Annotated in this window: 15 protein-coding genes; 4 read left to right on the plus strand and 11 right to left on the minus strand. The window is 73.7% G+C overall.

The features are described 5' to 3' along the window. Window positions 1-111: 111 nt before the first annotated feature. Window positions 112-1,680 (minus strand): (2,3-dihydroxybenzoyl)adenylate synthase, encoded by a 1,569-nt coding sequence (locus ACFWY5_RS50115; RefSeq protein ID WP_379639213.1) that lies wholly within the window; start codon window positions 1,678-1,680, stop codon window positions 112-114. A gap of 10 nt (window positions 1,681-1,690) precedes the next feature. Further along, entirely contained in the window at window positions 1,691-2,251 is a 561-nt protein-coding gene (locus tag ACFWY5_RS50120; protein WP_379639214.1) for a pyridoxal 5'-phosphate synthase, read from the minus strand. Window positions 2,252-2,307: 56 nt separating this feature from the next. Here ACFWY5_RS50120 and ACFWY5_RS50125 point away from each other — a divergent pair, with 56 nt between their 5' ends. After that, a complete protein-coding gene (locus tag ACFWY5_RS50125) occupies window positions 2,308-2,967 on the plus strand; it encodes a methyltransferase (RefSeq protein WP_379612753.1) in 660 nt (219 codons plus the stop codon). Between the two features lies 1 nt (window position 2,968). On the opposite strand, the gene ACFWY5_RS50130 is transcribed toward ACFWY5_RS50125, so the two are convergent. From ACFWY5_RS50130 to ACFWY5_RS50170, 9 genes are read right to left on the minus strand one after another with little or no spacing between them, the layout of a single operon-like run. Next, the gene (locus ACFWY5_RS50130) at window positions 2,969-3,718 is read right to left on the minus strand and encodes an ABC transporter permease (RefSeq protein ID WP_379639215.1); all 750 of its coding nucleotides are present in this window, start codon (window positions 3,716-3,718) and stop codon (window positions 2,969-2,971) included. Further along, window positions 3,715-4,494 carry an ABC transporter permease gene (locus ACFWY5_RS50135; protein WP_379639216.1) on the minus strand — a complete coding sequence of 260 codons (780 nt, stop codon included), beginning with the start codon at window positions 4,492-4,494 and terminating at the stop codon, window positions 3,715-3,717. Before ACFWY5_RS50135 ends, ACFWY5_RS50130 begins: the two co-directional genes overlap by 4 nt. Then, complete coding sequence (locus ACFWY5_RS50140) at window positions 4,491-5,426, minus strand: ATP-binding cassette domain-containing protein (RefSeq protein WP_379639218.1); 936 nt, start codon at window positions 5,424-5,426, stop codon at window positions 4,491-4,493. The genes ACFWY5_RS50135 and ACFWY5_RS50140 overlap by 4 nt, the downstream gene beginning before the upstream one ends. Window positions 5,427-5,454: 28 nt before the next feature. Then, complete coding sequence (locus tag ACFWY5_RS50145; RefSeq protein WP_379612757.1) at window positions 5,455-5,826, minus strand: nuclear transport factor 2 family protein; 372 nt, start codon at window positions 5,824-5,826, stop codon at window positions 5,455-5,457. A 23-nt stretch (window positions 5,827-5,849) separates the two neighbouring features. Then, the gene (locus ACFWY5_RS50150; RefSeq protein ID WP_379639219.1) at window positions 5,850-6,629 is read right to left on the minus strand and encodes a thioesterase II family protein; all 780 of its coding nucleotides are present in this window, start codon (window positions 6,627-6,629) and stop codon (window positions 5,850-5,852) included. Continuing rightward, window positions 6,626-7,708 carry a Gfo/Idh/MocA family oxidoreductase gene (locus ACFWY5_RS50155; RefSeq protein WP_379639220.1) on the minus strand — a complete coding sequence of 361 codons (1,083 nt, stop codon included), beginning with the start codon at window positions 7,706-7,708 and terminating at the stop codon, window positions 6,626-6,628. Before ACFWY5_RS50155 ends, ACFWY5_RS50150 begins: the two co-directional genes overlap by 4 nt. Then, a complete protein-coding gene (locus tag ACFWY5_RS50160; RefSeq protein ID WP_379639221.1) occupies window positions 7,705-8,751 on the minus strand; it encodes a saccharopine dehydrogenase NADP-binding domain-containing protein in 1,047 nt (348 codons plus the stop codon). Before ACFWY5_RS50160 ends, ACFWY5_RS50155 begins: the two co-directional genes overlap by 4 nt. Continuing rightward, the gene (locus tag ACFWY5_RS50165) at window positions 8,748-14,291 is read right to left on the minus strand and encodes an amino acid adenylation domain-containing protein (protein ID WP_379639222.1); all 5,544 of its coding nucleotides are present in this window, start codon (window positions 14,289-14,291) and stop codon (window positions 8,748-8,750) included. The genes ACFWY5_RS50160 and ACFWY5_RS50165 overlap by 4 nt, the downstream gene beginning before the upstream one ends. Continuing rightward, window positions 14,288-20,872, minus strand: a complete 6,585-nt coding sequence (locus tag ACFWY5_RS50170; protein WP_379639223.1) for an amino acid adenylation domain-containing protein — start codon at window positions 20,870-20,872, stop codon at window positions 14,288-14,290. Before ACFWY5_RS50170 ends, ACFWY5_RS50165 begins: the two co-directional genes overlap by 4 nt. Window positions 20,873-21,183: 311 nt before the next feature. Here ACFWY5_RS50170 and ACFWY5_RS50175 point away from each other — a divergent pair, with 311 nt between their 5' ends. Genes ACFWY5_RS50175 through ACFWY5_RS50185 form a run of 3 tightly spaced genes read left to right on the plus strand, consistent with a single transcriptional unit; the run spans window position 21,184 to window position 24,039 of the window. Beyond that, on the plus strand, window positions 21,184-21,900 hold the full coding sequence (locus ACFWY5_RS50175) for a Phenylacetic acid catabolic protein (protein WP_379639224.1): 717 nt from the start codon (window positions 21,184-21,186) through the stop codon (window positions 21,898-21,900). Next, window positions 21,879-22,529 (plus strand): hypothetical protein, encoded by a 651-nt coding sequence (locus ACFWY5_RS50180; RefSeq protein ID WP_379639226.1) that lies wholly within the window; start codon window positions 21,879-21,881, stop codon window positions 22,527-22,529. The genes ACFWY5_RS50175 and ACFWY5_RS50180 overlap by 22 nt, the downstream gene beginning before the upstream one ends. Beyond that, on the plus strand, window positions 22,522-24,039 hold the full coding sequence (locus tag ACFWY5_RS50185; RefSeq protein ID WP_379612766.1) for an AMP-binding protein: 1,518 nt from the start codon (window positions 22,522-22,524) through the stop codon (window positions 24,037-24,039). Before ACFWY5_RS50180 ends, ACFWY5_RS50185 begins: the two co-directional genes overlap by 8 nt. Window positions 24,040-24,042: the final 3 nt, after the last annotated feature.

Here is a 24,042-nt window from a genome sequence, read left to right on the forward strand (position 1 = left end):
CGAGCCGGTCGCACTCGCGCGCGCCGACCAGCGGCGGCAGCCCGTGCAGGGTGGCGACGACCCTGCCGAGCAGCGCCGGGTCGTCCCAGTCGGGTTGCTGGGCCGCGGCGATCACGGCGCCTCGTCCCGCAGCCGGGCCTTGTCCACCTTGCCGACGGGGGTGAGCGGCAGGCCGGGCACGACGACCACCCGGTCAGGGATCTTGTAGGCGGCCGCGCCGCGCTCGCGCATGAACGCGCCGATGGCCGGGAGCGTGGGCGGTTCGGCCCCGGCGACGATGTAGGCGCAGGTGCGTTCGCCCAGGTAGTGGTCGGGCACGGCGACCACGGCGGCGGCGCGCACGTGCGGGTGGGCCAGCAGGTGTTCCTCGACCTCGTCGGCGGGCACCTTGTCGCCGCCGCGGTTGATCACGTCCTTGACCCGGCCGCAGATGACGAGGTGGCCGCTCGGGGTGGTGCGGGCGAGGTCGCCGGTGCGGAAGAACCCGTCGGGGGTGAAGGCCCGCGCGTTGTGGTCGTCCGCGCGGAAGTAGCCCCTGATCGTGTACGGCCCGCGCACCAGCAGCTCACCGGCCTGACCGGCGGGCACCTCGGCGCCCGACTCGTCCACGACGCGGATCTCGTCATGCTCCGACAGCGGCCTTCCCTGGGCGCCGGCCCGCAGGTCCGGCCCGTCGTCCGGCGGGCTCTGGCTGAGCAGCCCCTCGGCCATGCCGAACGACTGCTGCACCCGCCCGAGCCGCGCCTCGACGTCGGCGACCAGCTCGGGACCGGCCGCGGCGCCGCCGAGCTGCACCAGGCGCAGGCTGTCCAGGCGGTGCGGGGTCCACGCGGCGGCCTCGGCCCACAGCAGGCCGAGCGAGGGCACGAGCCCGGTGACGGTGACGCGTTCGCGCTCGATGATCGGGAAGGCGTCGTCGGGGCCGGGGGTGGGGGTGAGGGCGACGGCGCCGCCCGCGTGCAGGGTGCCGAGCACGCCGGGGCAGCCGAGCGCGTAGTTGTGCGCGATGGGCAGCGCGGCCAGGTAGACGTCGTCCCCGGTCAGCCGGGCGTTGGCGGCGCTGAGCCGGAGGTTGCACAGGTAGTCGTCGTGGGTGCGCGGGATGAGCTTGGCGCGGCCGGTCGTGCCGCCGGACAGCAGGAAGAGCGCGACGTCGCCGGGGCCGGGCGGCTTGAGGTCGGCGGGTTCGGCGTAGAGGGCGTCGAGGGGGGTGAACTCCTCCGGCTGCCCGGCCACGATCACCTGGCGGGGGCCGTGGATCCGGCGGGCCAGTTCGCGGTGGTCGAAGCCCTGGTGGCGGTCGGGGATGACGTAGGCGGCCGGTTCGGTCCGCGCGGCGAGGTGGCCGATCTCGTCGTGGCGGTGCGGGGGCAGCGCGAGTACGGGGGCTGCGCCCAGCGTGAACAGGGCGAACAGGGTGTCGATGAGCTCCGGGGAGTTGGGCAGGTGCACGATGACGCGTTCGCCGGGCCGTACGCCGAGATGGTGCAGGCCGGTGGCCAGGCGGGCGGCGCGCTCGGCGAGGTCGCGGTAGGTGCGGCGCTCGCCGGTGGCGGTGACGAGCGCGGTGCGCCCGTCGTGGGCGTGGAGCAGGGAGCCGAGGGTCTGTCCTGTCCACAGGCCGAGTTCGCGGTAGCGGCGGGCGCTCTCCTCCGGCCACGGTACGCATCCGGGGATCATGCGGTCCTCCTCAGGGGGCCAGCCGCGTCAGGTGCCAGCCGCCGGAGGCGTGGCGGTAGCGGACGCGGTCCTGGATCTCGTCGGCCCTGCGCTGCCAGAACTCCATCTCGCGGGGCGTGAGCCGGTAGCCGCCCCAGTGGACGGGGCGCGGGACCTCCTGGCCGGTGAAGCGGGCGCGCTGGTCGTCGAAGCGGGTGCGCACGGCCTGCCGGTCGCCGATCTCGGTGCGCTGGTCACTGCTCCAGGCCAGCAGTTGGAGGGTGCGGGGCAGGGTGGCGAAGTGGGCGTCGGACTCGACCTCGCCCAGCCGCGCGACCAGGCCCTCGACGCGGACCTGGCGGCCCTTCTCCAGCAGGGCGAAGCACAGGGCGGCCATGGGGTTGACCGCGACGTCGGCGGCCTTGCGGCTGGCGTGGTTGGTGAAGTACACGAAGCCGTGGTCGACGTAGGCCACGTCCACCCAGCGGGCGGAGGGGCGGCCGTGGTGGTCGGCCGTGGCCAGTACGGCGAAGCCGGGCATCTCCCAGCGGGCGAACTCCAGCATCGGATCCACTGCGTTTTCGGTGAGCATTTTCTGCTCCTGCCATTCTCTGGTCAGTTGAAACCCTATTGCCTATAATCGCATTCATGCAAGAAGTCGCAGCGAAACTCATCACCCGCCATCGCGAAATAACCACTCCGCGGACTTTCGAGCTGCTCGGCCTCGAATGGGATCTCCTGCCGGGCGTCTACGCCCCGCACCTGTCCCAGTCGTCGGCCCTTTACGCCGAATGGCTGCCCTATCCCCTGCACGGCTCGTTCTGCGAGGTCGGCAGCGGCACCGGCTACATCTCGGTGCTGGCCGCGCTGCGCGGCTGCGCCTCGGTGACGGCACTGGACCTCAGCGCGGCGGCCGTGGACAACACCCGGCTCAACGCCGTACGGCACGGCGTCGACGACGTCGTCCGCACGGCCCAAGGCGACCTTTTCGAGCCGTTGACCAGCGAAGACCGGTTCGATCTCCTCTACTGGAACTCCAACTTCGTCGAGGGTGAGCCCGCCGACGCGCTGGAGCGCGCGTTCTTCGATCCCGGCTACGCCACGCACGCCGCCTACTTCCGCGACGCCGCCGCGCACCTGGAGCCGGGCGGCCGGCTGCTGCTCGGCTTCACCGACCTGGGCGACGAGAACCGGGTGCGCGCGCTGGCCGAGGAAAGCGGCTGGCGGGCCACGACGCTGCGCGCCGCGAAATGCGCAGCGGAAAAAGGGCACATCGAATACCGCCTCCTCGAATTCCGGCAGCGATAATTCACCGATAAAGGCGGACGGCGAGCGGCGCCAATATGGCGGTCACCGCCACCGCCCACGCCGCGGTGAAAAGCACGGGCACCAGAACGGGACCGCCGCTCGAAAGACCGACGAGCGCGTCACCGGCCAGCGACAGCGGATTGGCCCGCACCACCGGCTGCAGCCAGCCGGGGAACTGCTCGACCGGCACGAACCCCGACGACAGGAACAGCAGCAGCGTCACCGGCGTGTTGAGCGCCCCGCTGACCGCCTGCTCGCTGGAGGCCGACAGCGCCACGACGACGGCCGGCCAGAGGAAGATCCAGGCGAACAGCGCCACCACCGCGAAGAAGGCGAGCACCGCCAGCGGCCCCTGACCGAACCGGAACCCGGCGGCGTACGCGACGGCCGTGGTGAACGCGGCCACGATCACGGCCCTGGCCAGGTCGGCGGCGATGCGCCCGGCCAGCACCGGCAGCCGGCCGATGTCCATGGCCCTGAACCGGTCGGTGATGCCGCCCCGCAGGTCGGTGAAGAAGCCCACGCCGGTGCCGACCGCCCCGTACGCGGCGCTGAACAGCACGATGACCGGGGCGAGCCGGTCGATGTAGGAGCCGCGGGTGGCCTGGCCGACGAGTTCGCCGAAGACCAGCAGCATGAGGAACAGCAGGATCACCGGGAACATCACCGAGTCCGCGACGAGCTGCGGGCTCTTGACGAAGCGGCGCAGATTGCGACCGGCGAGCAGGCCGGTCTCGGCAAGGGTGCTCATGTCGCCCTCCTGAAGGCCTGGACGGCCGCCGCCGAGAAGACCGCCAGCAGCCCGGCCAGCCACGCCAGCGCCTTGAGCACGGGCCCGGCCGTCGGGCCGCCCTCGGCCAGCGCGCGCAGCGCGTCCAGCACCGCGGTGACCGGCTGGTGGCGTACCACCGGCTCGATCCAGGCGGGGAAGGCGTCGGCGGGCACGAACGCCGAGGAGATCATCAGCAGCGGCAGGTAGATGACGTGCAGGGTCGAGGAGACCGACTCCGGGTCGCGGGAGACGAGCCCGAGCGCGCTGGTGCCCGCCGAGATCGTCAGCGCGAACGCCACGGACAGGGCGGCGAAGCCCAGCGCGGCCAGGGGACCGGCCTGGAAGCGGAACCCGGCCACGTAGCCGGTCGCGACGATCACCGCGATGGCCAGCAGCGCCCGTACGCTGTCGGCGGCCATCCGGCCCACCACCACGGCGCCCCGGTTGATGGCGAGCGCGCGGTAGCGGGCCAGCATGCCGCTGCGGCGGTCGGAGGCGGCGAAGAAGGCCGCGGTGATCGCCACGGAGAACATCCACTGCACGATGATCGCCGGTGGCAGGAACTGGGCGTAGTCGATGCCGCGTACCCGCAGCAGGTTGCCGAACAGGGCCAGGAAGCCGAAGACGAAGATGATCGGGAAGATCACCATCGTGCTGACGGTGTCGGCGATCGAGTTGAGCCGGATGTTGCGCCCGGCCAGCAGGAGTCCCTGCCCGAACAGGTTGCCGAGCCCGGCCTCGCTCCTGGCCGTCATGACGCGGCCCCCTCGCGCCCGTGCCCGGTGAGCGCGAAGAACGCCTCGTCGAGCGTGGGCCGGCGCAGCCGAATGTCGTCGGCCTCGACGCCCCGCTCGCGCAGGGCGGCGACGACCTCGGCGAGCGTGCCGCCGTCGGCGTCGCGGACGATGACCAGGCCGCCGGACTCCTCGACGTTCTCCACCTTGCCGCGCAGCGCGCGCAGGGCGTCCTCGGACGGTTCGGCGCGTACTTCGCAGACCTGTCCGCCGACCTGCTTCTTGAGCTCGCCGGGCGTGCCCTCCGCGATCACCTTGCCGCGGTCGATGAGCACGAGCCGGTCGGCCAGCCGGTCGGCCTCCTCCAGGTACTGGGTGGTCAGCAGCAGCGTGACGCCCTTGTCGCGCAGCGAGGCGACGACGTCCCACATCTCCTGGCGGCCCACGGGGTCCAGCCCGGTGGTGGGCTCGTCCAGGAAGATCACCGGGCGGCTGACCACCAGGCTGGCGGCCAGGTCCAGGCGGCGGCGCATGCCGCCGGAGTAGGACTTGACGGGCTGGTCGGCGGCGTCCGCCAGGCCGAACCCGGTCAGCAGTTCCCCGGCGCGGGCCGTGGCCGCCGCCTTGCCGAGCTTGAGCAGCCTGCCGAACAGCACGAGGTTCTGGCGTCCGGTCAGCACGTCGTCGACCGCGGCGAACTGGCCGGTCAGCGCGATGGACGCGCGTACGCCCGACGGGTCGCCCGCCACGTCGTGCCCGGCGACCGACGCCCTGCCGCCGTCGAGCGGCAGGAGTGTGCTCAGGCAGTTGATCACCGTGGTCTTGCCGGCGCCGTTGGGGCCCAGCAGGCCCACCACCGCGCCCGGCTCGACGGCGAAGGACACCTCGTCCACGGCCGTCTTGTCGCCGAAGACCTTGCGCAGGCCCTCGACCTCGACTCCCCCTCCGTTCATGCCGCTCATCTCCTCGATGTGGTGGCCGTCAGCCGTCCTGCTTCACCGGCGTCTGCTGGTGGAAGACGAGCTTCCAGGCGCTGCCGCCGCGCTCGTAGACGCTGGTCATGTAGAGCTGGAAGGCGAACCCGGCCTCCTTGAGCCGGACGGTGGCGCGGTAGGTGATCAGCGCCGCGTCGCCGGTGAGCTCCAGCACCTTGACGTCCTCCAGCGTGTAGTCGTCGAAGGGGGCCTTGTTGGCCTCGATGTCGGCGGCCAGTTCCGCGCCGGTCTGCGGGCCGTCGGGCTCGACGCAGATCGTGCGGTCGGTGACCAGCTCGCGGTAGAAGTCGCCGTTGCCGACCGAGATGGCCGCCCAGCCCTGCTCCTCGAGCTCTCGCAGTTCCTTCTCGACGCTCATGCCCGATGTCTCCTCTTCTTCGGTTACGGGGTCGAGGGCCAGCTGCCGGGCAGGCCGCAGAACTGCAGCACCTGCTCGACCAGCTCGCTCTCGTGGGGGACGAGGTAGAAGTGGCCGCCGGGGAAGTCCCTGAGCCGGAACGGGCCCGTCGTGCAGCCCTTCCAGGCGGCGGCCTCGTCGTGGTCCGCCTCGGGGTCGGCCGCGCCGACGGCGGCGCAGATCGGGGTCGCGATCGGCGCCGTCTCGTCCGGCCGGTAGGTCTCGATCAGCCGGTAGTCGGCTGCGAGCGTGGGCAGGATCAGCTCGCGCAGCGCGGGGTCGTCGAGGGCCTCGTCGCTGGTGCCGCCGAGCCTGCGCAGGTCCTCCAGCAGGGCCCGCTCGCCGCCGAGGTGCACCTGGGCCGGGCGGGCCAGGTGCGGCGCGGGGCGTCCCGAGACGACCAGGCCCGCGATCGGGCCGCCGAGCAGCCTCTCCAGGCGGCGGGCCGTCTCGTGCGCGACGGCGGCGCCCATGCTGTGGCCGAACAGGGCCAGCGGCACCTCGCTCATCGGGGCGAGGGCGGCCGCGACCGGTCCGGCCAGCTCGTCCATGGTCGCGGCGCAGGGTTCGCGCAGGCGGTCCTGGCGGCCGGGGTACTGCACGCCGTACAGCTCGACGCCTTCGGGAAGGCGCGCGGCCCAGGTGCGGAAGAACCCGGCGGCGCCGCCGGCGTGCGGGAAGCAGACCAGGCGCAGCCTGGGCACCTCCTGGACGCGCAGGGGCCGCAGCCACTGCTCGCGCTGCCGGGTGGTCGTCGTGGTCATGCCGGTGAGTCCTCCAGTTCGGTACGGGCGGCCGCGATCAGCTCGGCGGCGGGCATCGGGCGGGGCGGCGGACCGGACAGCCGCTCGGGGAATCCCAGGGAGGCGGCCATCGCCTGCCAGATCCCGCTGACCGACAGGTAGTACTGCCCCTCGCGCAGCGGATCGATCCTGTCACCGGCGGCTTTCCACAGGCCGCTGATCGCGCGGTGGGCCGCCGCGGGCCAGTGAGTCGCCAGGATCTCGCGGTAGCCAGGCGTCTGAGCTGGGCCGATGACGGTGGTGGCGGGCAGGTCGAGGCCGGGGTCGGCGGCATCGGCGAACCTGGTGCTCTTCCTGGCCTCTTCCGGCAGGTGGGGTCGCGGCGACCACAGGACGGGGCCGTGGGTGCCGGCCAGCGTGAGCGTGCCGCCGTCCGCGCCGACGGTGATCCGGTGCAGCAGGTGGGCGTGGTTGTCGGGGTCGGCGGGGTGGAGCTGGTTCTGCACGCGCAGCGTGAACGGCATCCCGGCGAGGGTGCCGTCGATCGTGCGGAAGGGGCCGGAGCCGGTGGGCGCGGGCAGTTCGTAGGGACGCAGCCCGCCGAGCGCCCGGCCCAGGATGTCGAACAGGTGGTAGGAGACCTGCACGCCGCAGGCCGCCTCGACGTAGAGGGGGCGCAGCGCGCGGGCGGCGGCGATGAAGCGCCGCACCGGCGGCAGGTGCACGTAGTGGCTGTTGACCTGGTACACGGTGTGGTGCTCGCGGGCGGCGCGCAGCAGCCCGGCCAGTTCGTCGCGCAGCAGCGGCCCTTCTTGCAGCACATGCACGCCGCGGGCCGTCAGCGCGGCGGCGACCTCACTGGCCGGGCCGCCGTTCACCGCGCCGAGCAGCACGACGCAGGCCAGGTCGACGCCGTCCGGCACGTCTTCGACGCGGGTCCAGAGCGGCACCCGCGCCTCTCGCGCGCAGGCGTGGGAGCGCTCGCCGCCCTTGGCGAGGATGCCCGCGAGCCGGAACCCGGAGCCGGGCGCGGCGATCGCGGCCAGGTGGATCCGGCCGAAGCCGGTCCCGCAGACCAGCACGCGCGGCTGTGAGTTCACAGGACCCCCTCCTCGACGACGGCTTCCTCGACGCCGGAGGTGACCCGCACGGCCGGGTCCGCGCGCAGGTCGCCGAGCACGCGCTCCGGGTCGAGCACCCAGGCGGCCTCGTGCGCGCCCGGCGCCACCCGTCCCGCCGCGTGCGGGTTGCCGGCGCGCGCGGCGACCGCGGCGGTCAGCTCGTAGCTGTCGGCGGCGCGCGTGATCAGAATCCTGCCGTCCAGGTCGAAGACGAGCTGGAAGTACGGCTCCCGCCCCACCGCGTCGAGCCGGGCGGCCAGTTCCAGGTCCCGGGCCGCCTGCCCGGGATCCCTGTCCGCGGCGCCGGCCAGGGCGCGCGGGGCGCGTTCGCCGTCGAAGACGCCCCACCACTCGACCTCGGCCAGCCCGAGCTCGCGGGCCAGGCGGGCGCTCTCGCGGCTGAGGTAGGGATAGGCGCTGACCCGGCCGGGGAAGTGCGGCAGCCGTACCCGGTCGAGCGGGCGCAGCGCGCCGCGGACCTGCCGGTGGCCGCGCCAGGCGGCCTGCGGGGTGGCGTACTCGCCGGTCAGGGAGGCGATGTAGTCGAGGGCTGCGGCCTTGGTGAAGCGGTCGAGGCCGCCGACATGGGCGACGAGCCGGTACGGCGCGGGCCCCGCCATCGCCCGCGGCAGCAGCGCGGACAGGCCCGGCATCATGCCCGCCGCCAGCACGGCGCCGCGCGGCCCGCCGGGCGCCCGCAGGGCCAGGCCGGTGAGGAGGTCGAGGTCGAGCCGGTCGCCCGCGACGTCCACGTAGTGCGCTCCCGCGGCCAGCGCGGCCCTGGCCACGGTGTCGCGGATGTCCGAGGACGGCCCCGCGCAGTTGACCACCACCTCGCACCCGGCGCAGAACCGGGCCAGCGCGGCGGCGTCGTCCAGGTCCAGGGTGACGGCCTCGTCGTCCGGCCTGGCCAGGGCGCGCACCCGGGCGGGGTCCCGGCCGCCGAGCCGCAGCGGGCCGGGCAGCCGTCGGGTCACCGCGCGGCCGACGGCGCCGTAGCATCCGCTCACGCCGATGGTCATGACTCCTCCAGCACGGCGGCGACCTCGTCCACGTGGGGCGGGCGCAGGCAGGTGAAGTGGTCGCCGGGCACGTCGGTGACGGTCAGCTCGCCCAGGCACAGCTCCCGCCAGAAGCCGGTCATGTCGTCGCGCAGCCACGGCAGGAAGCTCGTGCCGCCGCGCTGGCGCAGGAAGGCGATGTCGCCCGCGTACGGCTCCGGCTCGTGGGCGGCGACGGCCAGGAGGCTGTGCCGTACCACCTGGAAGGACGTGGCGACGTGCCGCTCGACGTCGGGGCCGGCGGCGCCGGAGGTGGCGGCGTGGCCGATCGCGGCCAGCCGTTCGGCCTGCGGGCGGGCGGCCTGGGCGCGGAAGGCCGCGGCGGCGGGGGCGAGGTCGCCGGTCAGCGCGGTGACCGAGCCGGCGGGCACGTGGCCGGGGTCCTCGCGTAGCAGGGCGGCGAAGACCTTCGCCATCAGCTCCTCGTCGGCGGGGTAGCCGGCCGCCGCCGGGTCCACGCCCATGACCTTGGCGAAGACGTACTCGGCCACGAGGTCGTCCTCGATGGTCCGGGGCAGCGTGTAGCTGCTGACCACGGTGAGGGCGCTGACGTCGGCGCCGGACTCGGTCAGGTTCCTGGCGACCTCGGTGGCCAGCAGGCCGCCCATGCAGTAGCCGACCACGTGGAAGGAGTGCGCGCCGGTCTCCAGGAGGGTGCGGGCGTAGCGGGCGGCGCGGCGGGCGATCAGGCCGCGCGGCTCCTCGGCCAGGTAGGCGTCCACGTCGGTGATCGCGAGTCCGGCGAGCGGGCCGCCCTTGGCGGTCAGCAGCCGGGACAGCGCGCGGTAGGGGGTGAGGGTGCCGCTGCCCTCGTGGACGAGCACGCGCAGCGGCCCGTCGCCGGGCGGGTCGCCGCCGAGCGGGATCAGCGGCGTGCGCTCGGCGGGGGCGCCGTCCTCGTCGGCGGCGCCGTCGCGCAGGCCGTCGGCGAGCGCGGCCACGGTGGGCTGGTGCAGGATGCGGCGGACCAGGTCGTCCCAGTGCGCATCGGCCGCGGCCGGTACGCGCTCGCGCAGCGTGGCGGCCAGCTTGGCGACCACCAGCGAGTCGCCGCCGAGGTCGAAGAAGTCGTCGTCGCGGTTGACCGTGCCCACGCCGAGCACCTCGGCCCACACGCCGGCGAGCGCGCGTTCGAGGTCGTCGCGGGGCGGCCCACCGGCCGAGGCGCGGCTCGCGGCGGCGCGGGGCAGCCATGAGCGGAGCGTGGTGGTGTCCACCTTGCCGTTGGCGGTCAGCGGCAGCTCGTCGACGATCTGCAGGTGGGCCGGGATCATGTAGTCGGGCAGCCGCCTGGCCAGGTGCCCGGCCAGGCCCGCGACGTCCAGGGGCCGCCGGTCGGTCTTGAACCGGGCGGCGAAGACATTCTGGCCGAGCGGGCCGGTCACGTCGCCGGGGCCGGGCAGGCAGACGGTCGCGCCGGCGCCCGCCTCCCGCAGCAGGCCGAGCCACTGGTCCCGGCCGAGGAAGGTCTGGTCGAGGCCCTGGCGCAGGTCCTCGTAGTCCCATTTGCGGGGGTCCTTGTCCGGCATCATGAACTCCATCGAGGTCATGATCTGGTAGCTGTCCCGCGTGGTCTCGATGAAGACCAGCCAGCCGCCGGGGCGCAGCATGCGTACCAGCCGCTCCAGCACGCGGCCGGCGTGGCGGGAGTTGTGCAGCACGTTCGCGCAGAGGATGACGTCGAAGTCGTTGGGCACGTAGCCCTGCGCGCGGAAGTCCTCGTTGATGTCGAACAGGCCGTAACGCACCCAGGGCAGCTCGCCGAAACGGGCGCGGGCCTCGTTGATGAAGAAGGGCGAGACGTCGGTGAACAGGTAGTCGGCGTCGTGCCCGGCCAGGGCCGGGATCGTCCGCGCGCTGGTGCCGCCGACGCCCGCCCCCGCCTCCAGCACGCGCAGGCGGCCGGGGTGCCCGGCGGCGATGCGGCGCAGGATCTCGACGGCGGCGTGGTTGACGTAGCGGCTGATGATGTTCTCCCGGTAGGCGGCCTCGGAGATCTCCAGGCGGCCCTCCGGGAACAGCAGCGGCAGCGGGTCCAACTCGTCCCTGACCAGTTCGGGCAGGTGGGCGGTGCTGGTCCTGAAGTAGGCGATCAGCTCGGCCGGGTAGCTGTCCTCGCGTTGCAGCTCGCCGACCGCGCGCCAGGCGGCGTCCAGGTCGCCGGGACCGGCCGTGCGGACGGCCGTGCGCACGCCGGCGGGGCCGCGTTCGAGGTAGCCCTCGTGTTCCAGCACGCGCAGCCAGCGGCGCACCAGCCGGTGGTGGCGGGGCGCGGCGTCGAGGGCCGCGATGACCTGCTCGGTCGTGGCGGTGTCCCCCACCTGCCGGAACAGGCCGCGGGTGGCGAGGGCACGCACGATGCCGACGACCGCGGCCCGGTCCAGGCGGGCGATGAACTCGGTCAGCTCCTCGCGGGAGATGTGCGCGGTGTGCGGGTCGCCCGCGCGCGATCCGGCCGCGCGCAGCTCCTCCGCCGCCCCGTCCATGACCTCCGGGGTACGGCGGGCCGGCTCGGCGAACGCGGCCAGGCGGCGCTCCATGCCGTCGCCGTCCACCAGCACGTGCGCGGCGGCGACCGCGGGATGGTCCTGGACCGCGGCCTCGACCTCGGCCGGTTCGATCCGGTGGCCGCGGATCTTGACCTGCCGGTCCTCGCGGCCCAGGAACTCGATCAGCCCGTCCTCGCGGTAACGTCCGAGGTCGCCGGTGCGGTAGAGGCGTTCGCCGGTCACGGGGTGGCCGACGAAGCGCCGGGCGGTCTTGCCCGGGTCGCCGAGGTAGCCGAGCGCTACGCCCGCGCCGCCGATGTACAGCTCTCCCGCGACCCAGTCGGGGCAGGGGCGCAGGTGGTGGTCCAGCACGTGGAAGGTCTGGTTGGCCAGCGGCTTGCCGTACGGGACGCTCGTCCAGCCGGGCTCGGGCTCGCCGATCGGGTGGAAGATCGACCAGATCGACGCCTCGGTGGCGCCGCCCAGGCTGACCAGGTCGAGCCGGGGCAGGCGGGCGCGGATGGCCGGGGGCAGCGTGATCGGGATCCAGTCGCCGCTCAGCAGGGCCAGCCGGAGCGTCGGCAGGGCGGTCTCCGGCTGCGTGGCCAGGTAGTGCTCCAGCATCTGGAGCTGGGCGGGCACGGAGTTCCAGAGGGTGACGCCGTGCTCGGCGACCAGCCGGGCCCAGCGGGCCGGGTCTCCCCTGCCCGCGGCGCCGGGCAGCACCAGCGTGCCGCCCGCGGCCAGGACGCCGAAGACGTCGTAGACGGACAGGTCGAACCCCAGCGCCGCCAGGCCGAGGACGCGGTCGGCCGGGGTCACCGAGAAGCGGCGGTTGATGTCGGCGACGGTGTTGAGGGCGGCCTCGTGGGAGATCATCACGCCCTTGGGGTCGCCGGTGGAGCCCGAGGTGTAGATGACGTAGGCCAGGTCGCCCGGCCGCGCGGCGCTTCGGGGGACGGAGGCGGTGACGGGCGCCAGCGTGTCCACGTCCAGGCAGCGCACGCCGTCGGGACGCTCGCCGATCCACGACTGGGTCAGGACGGTGTCCACACCGGCGTCGGCCAGGATGCGGGCGCGCCTGGCGGGCGGCTGGCCGGTGTCGACCGGCAGGTAGGCGGCTCCGGCCAGCAGGATGCCGAGCGCGGCGACCACCTGCTCCCAGCCTTTGTCCATGAGGATCGCCACCGGCGCCCCGCCTCGGGCGAGGGGCTCCGCCACGGCGGTGGCGGGGGTGAGGGGTTGCGCCGCGGGGCCGCCTCGGGTGAGGGGCTCCGCTCCGGCGGTGGCGGGGGTGAGGGGGTCCGCCATGGGGCCGCGTCGGGTGAGTGTTTCGGCTACGGCGGTGGCTCGGGCGAGCAGGTCGCCGTATGTCAGCGTGCGGTCTTCCGCGATGACGGCGGGCGCGCCGGGGGTGGTGGACGCGCGGGCGACGACCGGCTCGTGCAGCAGCCCGCCGGGGCGCGGCGCCGCGGTGGCGTTCGCGCGTTCCCGCCGCGCCTCCTGTACGGCCGGCAGCCCCACGGGCGAGGCCGCCGCCCACGCGTCGTCGCCGGCGGCCAGGTCGGCCAGCAGTTCGCGCAGCGCCCCGAACAGGTCCTCGGCCAGCCCGGCCGGGAGCACGCCGTCGCGCACGTCGGCCCTGACCTCCAGGGTCCCGTCCTCGACGAGGGCCTGGCAGTCGATCCACACCTGCGGCGTCTGGCTCCTGCCGTACACCACGTCGCCCATGCCGTCGCCGGCTTCGCCGAGCCCGAGGGTGCTGGTGAAGACGACCGGCATGAGGGCGGCGTCGCGGCCCTTCGTGCGGGCGATCTCGCGCATCACCTCGACGCCGGAGTGGAGCCGGTGGTCGAGGTCCTGCCACAGCCGGTCCTGGAGCGCGGCGGCGCGGGCGGCGAAGGTGGCGTGCGCGGAGCCGTTCACCTCAAGGAGGCTGACCGTGGTGAAGTCGCCGACGAGCGCGTCCACCTGCGGGTGGAGGGGACGGCGGTTGAGGAGGGTGAGGTTGAGGCAGAATGCGGGCTGGCGGCTCCAGCGGCCGACGACCTCGGCGAAGGCGGCCAGCACGGCGGTGGAGGGGGTGATGGCGTGCGCGGCGGAGCGCTCGCGCAACGCCTGCCACTGCCCGGGCGCGAACCTGGCCCGGTGGCGGGTGAACGAGCCGCCGGCCTGGGCGCGCTCGTCCTCGCGCAGGGGCAGTTCCGGCGCGCCGGGCAGGGTGGCGAGGCGCTCCTCCCAGTAGGCGCGGTCGCGTTCGCGGGCGGGGCCGTCGCGTTCGCCGCGGGTGGCGGCCACGTAGTCGCGGAAGGTGATCTCCAGGGGCGGCAGGTGCGCCGCGGGGTCCTGGTAGAGGGTGTTCAGCTCGGTGAGCAGGAGCTGGATGCTCATGTAGTCGGCGATGAGGAAGTCGACGGAGACGTGCAGCAGGTCGCGTCCGTCCGTGCGGGTGATCCGGAGCTCGAACAGCGGCCAGGCCGCCGGATCGTAGACGCGGCTGTCCATGGCGGCCCTGACGGCCGTCAGGTGCGCCTCGGTCTCGGCGGCGGGGCGGCCGGTGAGGTCGGTGGTCTCGATGCGGTAGCGGGGCCGGTCGGGGGCGGTGACCTGGTAGCCCTCCGGGTGGACGGTGGCGCGCAGCATGTCGTGGCGCTCGATCAGCCGGTTCCAGGCGTCCTCGGCGCGGCCGGGGTCCAGGCCGGTGAAGGCGAGTTCGGCGTAGACCTGGCAGGCGGTGCCGCCGTAGTCGTAGGCGGCGCCCCGGCCGAGCAGGTAGGCGGCCTGGACGTCGGTGAGCGGGAACGGCTCGTGGCGGGCGGCCGGGTCGGGGCGCAGCTCGGGCTGGGCGGGGCGGCTCAGCTGCTCCAGCAGCGCCTCCTTGTGGGCGGCCAGCAGGGCGCGCCGTTCCTCGGTGAGGACGCCCTTGGGGGCGCGGAAGCGCAGCCGCCCCGACTCCGCCCACAGGTGGACGCCCTCCCGGGCCAGTTCGGCGATGAGCTGACCGGCTGTCATAGCGAGCCCTCCTCGAAGGCTGAGTCGTCGCGGTGGTCGATCAGGGCGGCGTGCTCGGCGATCGTCGGCCCGGCGAACAGCTCCCGCAGCGGGAGGTCGGCGCCGAACTCGATCCTGATCTCCTCGGCCAGGCGGGTGGCCAGGACGCTGTCGCCGCCGAGCGTCACGAAGTTCTGGTGCCTGCCCACGTCCGGCAGGTCGAGCAGGGACCGCCAGATCGCGGCGAGGGCCTGCTCGGTGGGCCCGGCGGGCGGGGCGTCGCGGCTCTGGCCGTCGGGTTCGCGGGCCAGGCGGGCGAGGGCGGCGCGGTCGATCTTGCCGTTCGCGCCGAGCGGGAGGTCGTCCAGCGGGGTGATCGTGGCGGGGACGGCGTAGGAGGGCAGGCGGTCGGCGAGCCGGTCGCGCAGGTCACCGAGGTCCCCGGCTGGGACGACGAAGGCGGCCAGGTGGCGATCCACCTTGGTGGCGACGGCGCGCTCGACGTGGGGGTGGGTGAGCAGGGCGGCTTCGATCTCGCCGAGTTCGATCCGGTGCCCGCGGATCTTGACCTGGTGGTCGCGGCGGCCCAGGAACTCCAGGGTGCCGTCAGTCCAGTAGCGGCCCATGTCACCGGTCCGATACCAGCCGCCGGTGAACTTCGCGGCCGTCGTCTCCGGATCGCCCCGGTACCCCTTGGCGACCCCGGCGCCGCCGATCCACAACTCGCCCGCCACCCAGTCGGGGCAGTCCCGGCCCGCAGCATCGACGACGCGGAAGCACTGGTTGGCCAGGGGCCTGCCGTAGGGGACCGACACCCATTCCGGTGGCACCTTGGCGGGGACCGGGCAGTAGTTGGACCAGATCGACGCCTCGGTGGCCCCGCCCAGGGCGATCAGCTCACAGTCGGGGGCGGCACGGCTGAGCCTCGCGGACAGGTCGAGGGGGACCCAGTCGCCGGAGACCATGGCCAGGCGCAGTGATCCCAGGGTGCCCCGGTCGGCGGTGAGCAGCATGTCGAGCAGGGCCGGGACGGTGTTCCACACGGTCACCCCGTGCTCGGCCACCAAAGCGGCCCAGCGGGCGGCGTCGCGGCGCTCGTCCTCGCCGATCATGACAAGGGAGCCGCCTGCCGACAGCAGGCCGAACACGTCCCACACCGACAGATCGAAGTCCAGCGCCGACACCGCCAGAACCCGATCCTCGCCGGTCACACCGAAGCGCCGGTTGACATCCACGACCGTGTTCACCGCGGCCTGATGGGAGATCTCGACACCCTTCGGCTCACCGGTGGAGCCCGAGGTGAAGATCACATACGCGCTCGCCTCCGGATCCACCTCGACCGGAGCCTCCAGTGGCGGGCCGGAGGGCAGGTCGGTGAGGGTCAGGCGGACGCCGGCGCGGCGGAGCATCCGCTCCCTGCGCAGCTCCGGCTGGTCGGCGCCGATGGGCACGTAGAGCGCCCCGGCCGCCAGGATGCCCAGCACGGCGGCCACCTGGTCGGCGCCCTTCGGCAGGCAGACGGCCACGGCGTCGCCCGGCCGTACACCCTGCTCGACCAAGGAGCCCGCCACCCGCAGCGCCCGCTCGGACAGCTCGCCATAGGAGAGGCCGGGACGGATCGCGATCCGGGACGGATCGCGGCGGGCCCGGTCGAAGAAACGGGAGTGGAGGGTGCCCCCGGGCGGGGAGGTGGCGGTGTCGTTGGCGCCGGCGCGGGCGACGAGCTGCTCCGACGGGGTCAGGCAGGGGACGGCGGCGGCCCAGTCATCGGTGGACAGGCGCTCCAGCATCCCGGCGAAGGCGGCGAACATGCCGTCCAGGACGCCGGGCGGGAAGAGGTCCTCGACGGCGTCCCAGTTGACCAGCAGGTCACCATCGACCTCGACCACCTGGTGGTCCAGCCAGACCTGCGGCGTCTGCGAGACGCCCCAGAACGGCTCGGCGAACAGCGCGCCGGACGGGGTGGCGTCCATGCCGAGCGTGCTGGTGAACACCACCGGCATCGCGGCGTCGGCCGTACCGGTACGCCTGGCCAGCTCGCGCATCACCCACAGCGCGGAGACGTCGCTGTGCTCCAGGTCGCGCACGACCCGGCGCTGCAGGCGGCGGGCGCTGTCCAGCCAGGTACGGCCCGGCTCGTAGGCGACCAGCAGCAGCGAGGTGAAGTCGCCCAGGACGGTGTCGATGTCCGGGTGCACCTCGCGGCGGTCGAACAGGGTCAGGTTGATCGTCATGTCGCGGCGGGCGCTCCAGGCGCCGAGCGCCTCGGCGAACGTGGTGGCCAGCACCGTGGACGGGGTCAGGTCGTGTGCCCTGGCGGCGTCCTTGACGGCCTGCCACCGCTCGGCGGGCACGCGGGCCTGGCGGCGGGTGAAGCGCGGGCGGCCGACGCGCTCCGGCTCCTCGGCCAGCGGGAGCTGCGGGGCGGGCGGCAGTTCTGCGACCCGCTCCGACCAGTACTCCTGTGCCCGGCGCAGCGCCCGCGGGCCCGGCTTGACCGTCAGCACGTAGTCGCGGAACGAGGGCCCGGCGGGCGGCAGTTCGGCGGCCGGGTCGTGGTAGAGCGTGTCCAGTTCGCGCAGGAGGGTCATGGTGCTGAGCGCGTCGAGGATGATGTTGTCGAAGCTGACGCCCAGCCGGGTGCGGCCCGCGCCGTAACGTACGGCCCGCACGTCGAACAGCGGCCACCGGGTGGCGTCGATGAGCTGGTGCGACATGTCCGCGCGCAGCCCGGCGAGCGCCTCGTCGGCGTCCTCGCCCGCCTCGGTGACCGCGATGGCGAAGCGGGGCGTCTCGGGCAGAACCCGCTGGGTGCCGTCGGGCAGGAACACCGCGCGCAGCATCGCGTGCCGCTCGATGAGCCGGTTCCAGGCCGCTTCCAGCCGGGGCAGGTCGAGGTCCTCCAGGTCGTACTCGGTGTAGAAGTGGCAGCCCACGCCGCCGAGCGCGAAGTCGTCGGTGCGGCCGAGCCAGTAGGCGCGTTGCACGTCGGTGGGCGGGAAGGGCTCGTGGCGGTGCTCCGGGTCGGCGCGCAGCGCGGCCCGCTCGCCCTCCTCCCGCCCCGGCGTCAGGGTCGCGGCGAAGGCGGCGAGCTCGGGATGGTCGAACAGGTTCGTCAGCCGCCCACCGGACACGCCGCCCTCGCGCAGCCGGGTGATGAGGCGGGTGGCCAGCAGGCTGTCACCGCCCAGCGTGAAGAAGCTCTGGTCGCGGCCGACCGCGGGCAGCTCCAGCAGTTCGGCCCAGATGGCGGCGACGGCGCTCTCCACGCCGGGCAGCGGCGGCTCGAACGGCTCGTCGCGCTGCTCATGGCCGGCGAGGATGCCTCGCACCACCGTCCTGTCGATCTTGCCGTTGGGGGTGAGCGGCAGGTCCCGCACGGGCACGATCCGGTCGGGGATCATGTACGGCGGAAGCCGTTCCGTCAGCCGGTCGGGCAGGTCGCCGAGGTCACCGTCGCTGACGACCACGGCGGCGAGGCGGCGGTCGATCTTGGTGGCGACGGCGCGCTCGACGTGGGGGTGGGTGAGCAGGGCGGCTTCGATCTCGCCGAGTTCGATCCGGTGGCCGCGGATCTTGACCTGGTGGTCGCGGCGGCCCAGGAACTCCAGGGTGCCGTCGGGCCAGTAGCGGCCCATGTCGCCGGTCCGATACCAGCCGCCGGTGAACTTCGCGGCCGTCGTCTCCGGATCGCCCCGGTACCCCTTGGCGACCCCGGCGCCGCCGATCCACAACTCGCCCGCCACCCAGTCCGGGCAGTCCCGGCCGAGCCCGTCGACCACGCGGAAGCACTGGTTGGTCAGCGGTCTGCCATAGGGGACGGAGACCCAGCCGGACGGCACGTCTGCCGGGACCGGGCAGTAGTTGGACCAGATCGACGCCTCGGTGGCCCCGCCCAGCGCGATCAGCTCACAGCCGGGGGCCTCACCGGCGAGCCGGGCGGACAGGTCGAGCGGCACCCAGTCGCCGGAGACCATCGCCAGGCGCAGCGAGGTGAGCGCGGACTCGGTGCCCGTGAGCAGCATGTCGAGCAGGGCCGGGACGGTGTTCCACACGGTCACCCCGTGCTCGGCCACCAGAGCGGCCCAGCGGGCGGCGTCGCGGCGCTCGTCCTCGCCGATCATGACGAGGGAGCCGCCTGCCGACAGCAGGCCGAACACGTCCCACACCGACAGATCGAAGTCCAGCGCCGACACCGCCAGAACCCGATCCTCGCCGGTCACACCGAAGCGCCGGTTGACATCCACGACCGTGTTCACCGCGGCCTGATGGGAGATCTCGACACCCTTCGGCTCACCGGTGGAGCCCGAGGTGAAGATCACATACGCGCTCGCCTCCGGATCCACCTCGACCGGAGCCTCCAGTGGCGGGCCGGAGGGGAGGTCGGTGAGCAGGAGCCGGGCTCCGGCGCGGCGCAGGATCTGGTCGCGGCGGGCCTGGGGCTGGTCGACGCCCACCGGGACATACAGGGCTCCGGCCGCCAGGATGCCCAGCACGGCCGCGACCTGGTCGGCGCCCTTCGGCAGGCAGACGGCCACGGCGTCGCCCGGCCGTACACCCTGCTCGACCAAGGAGCCCGCCACCCGCAGCGCCCGATCGGACAGCTCGCCATAGGAGAGGCCGGGACGGATCGCGATCCGGGACGGATCGCGGCGGGCCCGGTCGAAGAAACGGGAGTGCAACGTGCCCCCGGGCAGGGGCGTCTCGGTCGTTTCTGGAGCGGGGCGGGACGGGTGGGGCGGGGGCGCGGACCAGTCCTCGGTCAGGAGCCAGTCGATCAGGCGGTCGTAGGCGGCGGCCATGCCGTCCAGGACGCCGGGCGGGAAGAGGTCCTCGACGGCGTCCCAGTTGACCAGCAGGCCGCCGTCGACCTCGACCACCTGGTGGTCCAGCCAGACCTGCGGCGTCTGCGACACCATCCAGCCGAGCGTGCCGAGGCCGCGCTGGACGTCCTCGGTGACCAGGTCGCCCATGCCCAGCGCGCTGGTGAACACCACCGGGGCGCTCACCTGGTCGTGGCGGCTGCCGCGGTTGAGGTCGCGCAGGACCTCGACGCCGGTGTAGGCCGAGTGCGCCACGTCGCGCTGGAAGCGCGCCTGCAGCGAGGCGGCCCGCTCGGCGAACGTCTGCGGCCGCGACAGGTCCACCTCCAGCAGGATGAGGTTGCTGAAGTCGGCCACCATGTGCTCGACCTCGGGGTGCGGCAGGCTCCGGTCGAACAGCGGGGCGTTGAGCACGAACCGGGGCGAGGCGCTCCACGCGCCGACGACCTCGGCCAGCGCTGCGGCCAGCGTCATCGGCAGCGTGAGGCCGTGGGCGCGGGCTCGCTCGGACAGGCGTTCCCGGTCGGCGGCGGTGATCCTGCGGTCGCGGCGGACCACCCGTACCCGTTCCAGCTTTCCCGGCTCGACAGCGAGCGGGAGGGCCGGACCCGGCGGCAGGCCGGGCAGGCGTCCGGACCAGTAGCGGCGGTCGGCCTCCCGGTCGGCGGCGCGCTGCCGCTCCTGCCCGGCGAGGTAGTCGGGGAAGCCGTAGGTCAGCGGGGGCAGGGTGCCGCCCCGGTAGAGGGTGGCCAGGTCCTCCAGGAGGATCTGGATGCTGCGTACGTCGGCGACGAGCAGGTCGATGTTGGCGTGCAGGCGGTGGGCGCCGTCCGGCAGCAGGGAGAGCGTCAGGTCGAGCACCTCGCCCCGCTCCACCTCCAGGCGGCGGTGCGAGAGGCCTTCGCGCACCGCCAGCAGGCGCGCCTCGGTGTCCGCCGCTTCGCGCAGGTCGTGGACGGTGAGGCCGGGCCACGGGCTCCGCGGCAGGATCTGCTGGGTGGCGTCGTCGAGGAAGCGGGCGCGCAGCAGCTCGTGCCGGTCGAACAGGGCGCGGGCGGCGCGTTCCAGTGCGTCGGGGTCGAGGCCGCGGCCGTCGAACTCGGCGTAGAAGTGGCAGCCGACGCCGCCGAGCACCTGGCGGTCGCGGCGGCCGAACCAGTAGGCGTGCTGCAGGGGCGTGAGCGGGAAGGGGGCGTGCCGGTCGGGCGGCCCGGTCTGCGGGGGCGGCGGTGCGACCGGACCGCCCGAGTTCAGGAGGGTGTGCCAGGAGGCGAGCGTCGGCGACTCCATCAGGTCGCCGAACTTGACCACGACGCCCTGGCGCTGCCAGTCGTTGGCGAGCTGCATGATCCGGATGGAGTCGGCGCCCAGGGCGATGAGATCGTCCTGCGCTCCGAGCGCCTCGGGCGCGACCCCGAGCAACTCGGCCGCCGCCCGCGCGATCTCCCGTAGTCCGAGATCCGGCCGCCGCGGTCTTCGCGAGCTGGTCTCCGAAACGTCCCGTTCATCCCGTCCAGCCGGTACGGCCAGCGAGTCCGTCGCCAGCACGGGCAACGCGCCGCGCCGCAACAAGTTCACCAACTCGGCCGTCTCCCCCGCCAGCGAGCCCGGGGCGAGTGTCACCACCGTCTCGGCCACCTCGCCGCAGGCGTCCAGGACGGCGGCCCGCACCCGCGCGGCCGACGGCCCGCGATCGCCGTCCGCCTCCACCAGCAGCACCAGCCCACCACCGGGAACCATCTGCACGGCACGGCAGGCCAGCCCGGTCAGCTCGCTCACCGGCGCCTCGAGCTCAGGCGCGGAAAGCAGCCGATCCTGAAAAGGCAGACGCGTCGCTGTTTCCGTCATAGTCAACAACGCTGGCACGCGGCGGAAGCACACGACAAATGCCGAACTTTCTTTGGGCGCTCGCTGACTAGCCGTTCAGTCATTAATTTAGCCTTACCTAACTACCCGGCCGGAAGCGCGTGTTCTGCGGAGAAAGAAATAACGTGCCCTTTCGGTACACCTCAAAAAGTCACCACCCCCTCTTTCGAGGTGCCCGTCCGGGCACTTGCCGCTCTCGCCAACCGCCCTTAACTTCCGTCGATATGCCCCAGATGCTGATGGACGACGTCCACGACGCCGCCGCGGCGCACGCGCTCGGCGAGGAGTACGTCACCGCGCTCGGCAAGATCATCAACAGCCACGTGCGCAACGAGGCGGCGGGCGCGGCGGTGTTCGACGAGCCCTCCATTTCACTCGCACCCACTCCGCACGAAAAATGGCTGGCCTGCAGAATGGCGATGGAGGAATACGGACATCATTTGAAGTTCAACAAACTCGCCGCGCAGCTCGGCCTCGAAGACGACCAGGACAGGCCGCCGCTTTCCGTCTTCGACTATCAGGTGACATCGTGGACCGGATATGTGATGACCAAGGCCGTCGTGGATCTGGCCGAGGTCGTGCTGATGGAAGACCTGTGCGAATGCTCGTACGTGCCGCTGCGCATGTTGTGCCGGTCGCTGATGCGGGAGGAACGTTTCCACGTCTCCTTCGGCGCCAGAACGGCCGCGCGGCTGGCCGCCGATCCCGCCCGGCGTGAAGAGGTGCGGTACTCGGCCCATCACCTCATCCGGATGACGCTGCCCTTCTTCGGCCGCAGCGACTCCAGGAACAACGAGATCTTCCGGCGCTGGGGCATCAAGCGGCTGAGCAACGACGAGTCGCGGGCCGAGTTCGTGCGGCGGACCCGCGTGCTGCTGTGTGACGAGCTCGGCCTGGACTATCCGGAGGTGGGGACGCGGTGGAACGCCACTACGAGCTGACCGCCCCGCCTCCCGGCCTGCCCGCCGCGCTCGGGCCCGGAGGCGAGGACGTGCTCGCCCTGCTCGACGGCCTGTCCGCGGCGCCCGGCCGGGTACCGGACGAGGTGGACGGCCTGCCGGTGCGGCAGGCCGGCCGGGTGCCCGCAACGCTGCTCGACCGCGTGGAGCCCGGCTGGCTGGCCGCGCTGGATGGCCGCCGGGCCCGCGCCAGGACGCGCCTGGTGGCGGCGGGCCGCGAGAGCCGGCTGGAGCTGGCCGAACACGTGGCCATGCTGGTGGCCACCCCGCGCCTCGAACCCGCAGAGCCCGGCGACGGCGACGCCCTCGCCCAGTCCGGCGCCATCCTCTGGCTGCTCGGCACCCTGGTCGCCACCACCCTGGCCGATGCCCCAGGCAGCACACCGCCCGCCGCCCGGCACGACGACCCCGGTGACACACCGCCCGCCGCCCGGCACGACGACCCCGGTGACACACCGCCCGCCGCCCGGCACGACGACCCCGGTAACACGGTCCCAAGAGGGGACGCGGCGCTCGCCGGGCTGGTCGCTCGGGGCTGGTGGCCGGTCGGTCCCGTGGACGGCGCCTTCGTGATCGCCCCTCTCACCCTCCCGAGGACATGCCATGCGTGAGCTCCTGCCCCGGCAACGCTCCGCCCCGCCGGACGGGGAACCGGCCGGTAACTGCGCCACCCACCTGGCCGCCCTGGCCCGGCGCGAAGGGTGGTGGGAGCTGCCCGCCTTCCACGCGCCCGGCCGTTCCTACACGCACGGCGAGGTGCACACGCTGGCCGCCGGTGCCGCCTCCGTCCTGGCCGGTCACGGCGTACGGCCCGGCGACCGGGTGCTGATCGCCCTGGGCGACGGCATCGCCTGGGTGAGCGCGTTCCTGGGCGCGGCCCGGCTGGGCGCGGTGGCGGTGCCGGTCAACCCCGACCTGACCGCCGGCGACCACGCCTTCATGGCCGCCGACTGCCGGGCGCGGCTCGTGGTCAGCGACGACCACCTCGCGGGGCGGTTCGGCGGCTGTGCCGTACTGGCCGATGAGCGGCTGACGGCGCTGGCGGCGAGCGCGCCCGCCGGGCCCGTGCGGAGCGTCAGCGGCCGGACTCCCCTGTACGCGCAGTACACCTCGGGCACGACCGGCACGCCCAAGGCGGCGCTGCACCGCCACGCCGACCTCGCCCGCTACATGCGCGCGGCCGGGACCGGCGTGACCGGGGTGACCCGCGACGACGTGACGTTGTCGATCTCGAAGATGTTCTTCGCCTACGGCCTCGGCAACGCGCTGGTCTTCCCGCTGTTCTCCGGCTCATCGGCGGTGCTGCTGCCGCACCGGGCCGCACCGGGCGACCTCGCCGAGGCCGTGGCGCGCCACCGCGTCACGCTCCTGTACGGCGTCCCGACCGCCTACGCCAACCTGCTCGCCGACTGCCCGCCCGGCCCCTTCTCCACGGTACGGCTGGCCGTCTCCGCCGGCGAACCCCTGCCCGCCCAGCTGGGCGAACGGGCCCGTGACCTGCTCGGCGCCCCGGTCCTGGACCAGCTCGGCTCGACCGAGGCCGGGCACGCGTTCTGCTCCAACACCGCCTGGAGCGACGAACCGGGCACCATCGGCCGCCCCCTGCCGGGCTACGAGGTCGCGCTGCGCGACAAGAACGGCGCGCTGGTCACGCTCGGCCAGGGCGAGATCTGGGTACGCGGCGACGCGGTCATGATCGAGTACCTGGAGCGGCCGGAGCAGACCGCCCGTGCCCTGAGCGGCGGCTGGCTGCGCACCGGCGACCTGGCCGAGTACGTGGACGGCGGCGCGCTCAAGCACTGCGGCCGGGCCGACGACATGGAGATGGTCGGCGGCATCACCGTCTCCCCCGTCGAGATCGAACGGGTGCTGGCCGAGCATCCCGCGGTCGCCGAGGTGGCCGTGGCGGTCGTGCGCGACGAGCGCGGCGCCGGACGGCTGCGCGCGTTCGTCGTCCTCACCGGCCCGGCCGGACCCGGCCTGGAGGGCGAGCTGATCGGGCTGGCCCGCCGCCGGCTGGCCCCGTACAAGGTGCCGCGCAGCGTGGAGGTACGCCCCGCGCTGCCGCGCACCCCGACCGGCAAACTGCGCCGTTTCGCGGTGCGCGAGGGAAAGTGGTGATGG

It is taken from the genome of Nonomuraea sp. NPDC059007, from assembly GCF_042740555.1.
In the GTDB taxonomy this organism is placed as follows: Bacteria; Actinomycetota; Actinomycetes; order Streptosporangiales; family Streptosporangiaceae; genus Nonomuraea.

Coding starts and splice junctions, on each gene's coding strand:
- ACFWY5_RS50115 (WP_379639213.1), bottom strand. CDS start 1,680: ATGATCCCCGGATGCGTACCGTGGCCGGAGGAGAGCGCCCGCCGCTAC.
- ACFWY5_RS50120 (WP_379639214.1), bottom strand. CDS start 2,251: ATGCTCACCGAAAACGCAGTGGATCCGATGCTGGAGTTCGCCCGCTGG.
- ACFWY5_RS50125 (WP_379612753.1), top strand. CDS start 2,308: ATGCAAGAAGTCGCAGCGAAACTCATCACCCGCCATCGCGAAATAACC.
- ACFWY5_RS50130 (WP_379639215.1), bottom strand. CDS start 3,718: ATGAGCACCCTTGCCGAGACCGGCCTGCTCGCCGGTCGCAATCTGCGC.
- ACFWY5_RS50135 (WP_379639216.1), bottom strand. CDS start 4,494: ATGACGGCCAGGAGCGAGGCCGGGCTCGGCAACCTGTTCGGGCAGGGA.
- ACFWY5_RS50140 (WP_379639218.1), bottom strand. CDS start 5,426: ATGAACGGAGGGGGAGTCGAGGTCGAGGGCCTGCGCAAGGTCTTCGGC.
- ACFWY5_RS50145 (WP_379612757.1), bottom strand. CDS start 5,826: ATGAGCGTCGAGAAGGAACTGCGAGAGCTCGAGGAGCAGGGCTGGGCG.
- ACFWY5_RS50150 (WP_379639219.1), bottom strand. CDS start 6,629: ATGACCACGACGACCACCCGGCAGCGCGAGCAGTGGCTGCGGCCCCTG.
- ACFWY5_RS50160 (WP_379639221.1), bottom strand. CDS start 8,751: ATGACCATCGGCGTGAGCGGATGCTACGGCGCCGTCGGCCGCGCGGTG.
- ACFWY5_RS50165 (WP_379639222.1), bottom strand. CDS start 14,291: ATGACAGCCGGTCAGCTCATCGCCGAACTGGCCCGGGAGGGCGTCCAC.
- ACFWY5_RS50175 (WP_379639224.1), top strand. CDS start 21,184: ATGCCCCAGATGCTGATGGACGACGTCCACGACGCCGCCGCGGCGCAC.
- ACFWY5_RS50185 (WP_379612766.1), top strand. CDS start 22,522: ATGCGTGAGCTCCTGCCCCGGCAACGCTCCGCCCCGCCGGACGGGGAA.